At 59.1% G+C, this 2,959-nt stretch carries 2 protein-coding genes and 1 pseudogene; 1 reads left to right on the top strand and 2 read right to left on the bottom strand.

What is annotated here, in order from left to right; translation table 11 throughout:
• Window positions 1-631 (bottom strand): annotated as a pseudogene (locus tag ACRESD_RS13740) (haloacid dehalogenase-like hydrolase); the annotation flags it as partial.
• A gap of 241 nt (window positions 632-872) precedes the next feature.
• On the opposite strand from ACRESD_RS13740, the gene ACRESD_RS13735 reads away from it, so the two are divergent.
• A complete protein-coding gene (locus ACRESD_RS13735) occupies window positions 873-2,264 on the top strand; it encodes an L-cystine transporter (protein ID WP_431751402.1) in 1,392 nt (463 codons plus the stop codon).
• An 85-nt stretch (window positions 2,265-2,349) separates the two neighbouring features.
• On the opposite strand, the gene ACRESD_RS13730 is transcribed toward ACRESD_RS13735, so the two are convergent.
• Window positions 2,350-2,862 (bottom strand): dihydrofolate reductase, encoded by a 513-nt coding sequence (locus ACRESD_RS13730; RefSeq protein WP_431751401.1) that lies wholly within the window; start codon window positions 2,860-2,862, stop codon window positions 2,350-2,352.
• Between the last annotated feature and the right edge of the window lie 97 nt (window positions 2,863-2,959).

Genomic DNA, 2,959 nt, shown 5'->3' with positions numbered 1-2,959 from the left:
GCTTGACGTTGTAGCCGTACTTCGGATCGGCCGCGACCATGCGCACCAGCTCTTCCGAGGCGGCGGTCATTACATAGACGTCGATGCCGTTCTCCATCAGCTTGTTGTACAGCTCAGCCTGGCCGGTGAAGACCTTCGGCGGCTGTACCTCGGAGGTCTTCACCACGTCACCTTCGTAATAGGTGACCGGTACAGGCTTGCCGGAGGCCATCAGCTCATCCACGTAGCCCTTGAGCTCCTTGAGGGTGAAGCCGGAAAAAATCTGCGCCACCCACGGGTAGCAGACCATGTCGTCGACTTCGCAGAGGCGGTAGTAGTAGCTGAACAGGCTTTCCTTGTGGTCGGCGGTGTCCTTGAACGGCATCAGTTTCAGGGAGGGGTCCATGGTGTCGCGGGTGATCAGGCCCTTGTTTTCCAGGTACGGCAGCAGGGACTCTTCGAGGTCGTAGCGGTAGCTGGTGTTGTCCATGTCGAACACCGCGAAGTTACCCTTGTTGGCGTTCGCGGCGATCATTTTGTTCAGTTGCTCGGCGGCGGGCGCCGGCCAGTGCTTCAACTCGGTGGCGGCAAATGCCTGGCTGGCGAGGCCGAGGCAGAAGGCGGCGGCAAGTAGTTTTGGCGCGAGCTTCATAAGCGTTTTCTCCCTGAGTGAAAGACATCGACGCTAACAAATCTGTATGACAGTTATCGCCCGAGCACGACCGCTTACGTCGTGATAACGCCAAAGGCATGTGCCTGAGCGTCAAACGCTTATTCCAAAAACGACAGTCACCATTCCATATCGGTATTAAATCAATATATTTCAAGCTGTTAGGCTTTCCGGTTCGCAATCGCAGGCTCGCGCGATTGGCTGCCTTCTCAACGGAGCTTCAATGAATCTGCCCCTGATTCTCAACTTACTGGTGTTCGTGGCCCTGTTGCTGGGCCTGGCACAAACCCGCCGCACAAACTGGAGCCTCGCCAAGAAGGTGTTATTTGCCCTCGTCCTTGGCGTGGTATTCGGTGCGGCGTTGCACACGATTTATGGCGACGGTAACCCAGTGCTCAAAGCCTCGATCGGTTGGTTCGACCTGGTCGGCAATGGTTACGTGCAACTGCTGCAAATGATCGTGATCCCGCTGGTGTTCGCCTCGATCCTGAGTGCCGTGGCACGCCTGCATAACGCCTCGTCCCTGGGCAAGATCAGCTTCCTGACCATCGGCACACTGCTGTTCACCACCGCGATTGCAGCGCTGATCGGCATTGGCCTGACCAACCTGTTCGGCCTGACTGCCGAGGGCTTGGTGGCCGGCACCCAGGAAATGGCGCGCCTGCAAGTGATCCAGAGCGATTACGCGGGCAAGGTTGCCGACCTGAATATCCCGCAGTTGCTGCTGTCGTTCGTACCAGCCAACCCATTCGCCGACCTGGCCCGCGCCAAGCCGACGTCGATCATCAGTGTGGTGATCTTTGCCGCGTTCCTCGGGGTTGCCGCGCTGCAACTGCTCAAGGATGACGTGGAAAAGGGCCAGAAAGTGCTCAACGCCATCGACACCCTGCAAGCCTGGGTCATGCGCCTGGTACGCCTGGTGATGAAACTGACCCCTTACGGCGTATTGGCGCTGATGACCAAGGTGGTCGCTGGCTCCAACCTGCAAGACATCATCAAGCTCGGCAGTTTTGTGGTGGTGTCGTACCTGGCCCTGGGCCTGATGTTCGTGGTGCATGGCGTGCTGCTGTCCGTGGCCGGGATCAATCCGCTGCGGTTCTTTCGCAAGGTGTGGCCGGTGCTGACGTTTGCCTTCACCAGCCGCTCCAGCGCGGCGGCGATTCCACTGAGCATTGAGGCGCAGACCCGCCGCCTGGGCATCCCGCAATCCATCGCCGGTTTCGCCGCGTCGTTTGGCGCCACGATTGGCCAGAATGGTTGTGCCGGTCTCTACCCGGCGATGTTGGCAGTGATGGTTGCTCCGACGGTAGGCATCAACCCGCTGGACCCACTGTGGATCGCGACCCTGGTGGCGATTGTGACCTTGAGTTCGGCGGGTGTGGCAGGCGTGGGCGGTGGTGCAACCTTTGCCGCACTGATCGTGCTGCCGGCCATGGGGCTGCCGGTGTCACTGGTGGCGCTGCTGATTTCCGTGGAGCCGCTGATCGACATGGGCCGTACGGCGCTGAACGTGAATGGTTCGATGACGGCGGGGGCGATTACCAGCCAGATCATGGGGCAGACGGACAAAGAGCTGCTGAATGCTGATGAGCATGCTGAGTTAGCGCAAGTCTGATAGACCGCTATCGGGGGCAAGCCCCCTCCCACATTTTGATCTGTGAACACAGTCAAGTGTGGGAGCTGGCTTGCCTGCGATGCTTTTAGGCTTTCTCCCAAACCTCAAAGTTGTACGCAGGCTTATCACCTTCCGCCGGGTTCTCCAGGTTCGACACCAGCTTCCACTGGTTCAAATCAAACGCCGGAAACCACGCATCCCCTTCCGGGCTCAACGCCACGCGGGTCAGATACAGGCGATCCGCCTGCTCCAATCCCTGTGCATACAGCTGCGCACCGCCGATCAGCATCAGTTCATCCACGCCCTGCTCCAGTGCCCACGCCTCGGCGCGTTCCACTGCCGCGTCCAGTGATGGAAAAACTTCCGCACCTTCAAGCTTAAGATCGGTCTGACGGCTGACCACAATGTTCAGGCGCCCCGGCAACGGTCGGCCCAGGGAATCCCAGGTCTTGCGCCCCATGATGATCGGCTTGCCGAGCGTGGTGGCCTTGAAATATTTGAAATCCCCCGGCAAATGCCAGGGCATGCTGTTGTCGACGCCGATCACACGGTTTTCACCGAGGGCTGCGATCAGGCTTAAAGGGAGAGTTTTTTTCATGGCAACGAGAATACCAGAGCCACGGCTCTGCGGTTATGCTCCAACCTCACTTGCTCAACAGGACGGCGCGTGACTGCACTTACCCCCCTGCACAAAC

The sequence above is a fragment of the Pseudomonas sp. genome, assembly GCF_050739995.1.
GTDB lineage: Bacteria > Pseudomonadota > Gammaproteobacteria > Pseudomonadales > Pseudomonadaceae > Aquipseudomonas.
Note: the sequence above shows the minus strand (reverse complement) of the source record. Positions and strands in the feature narration are given on the sequence as shown.

Excerpts from the sequence above, each read along its gene's own strand:
- ACRESD_RS13730 (WP_431751401.1), bottom strand. The coding sequence starts at position 2,862 with ATGAAAAAAACTCTCCCTTTAAGCCTGATCGCAGCCCTCGGTGAAAAC.
- ACRESD_RS13735 (WP_431751402.1), top strand. The coding sequence starts at position 873 with ATGAATCTGCCCCTGATTCTCAACTTACTGGTGTTCGTGGCCCTGTTG.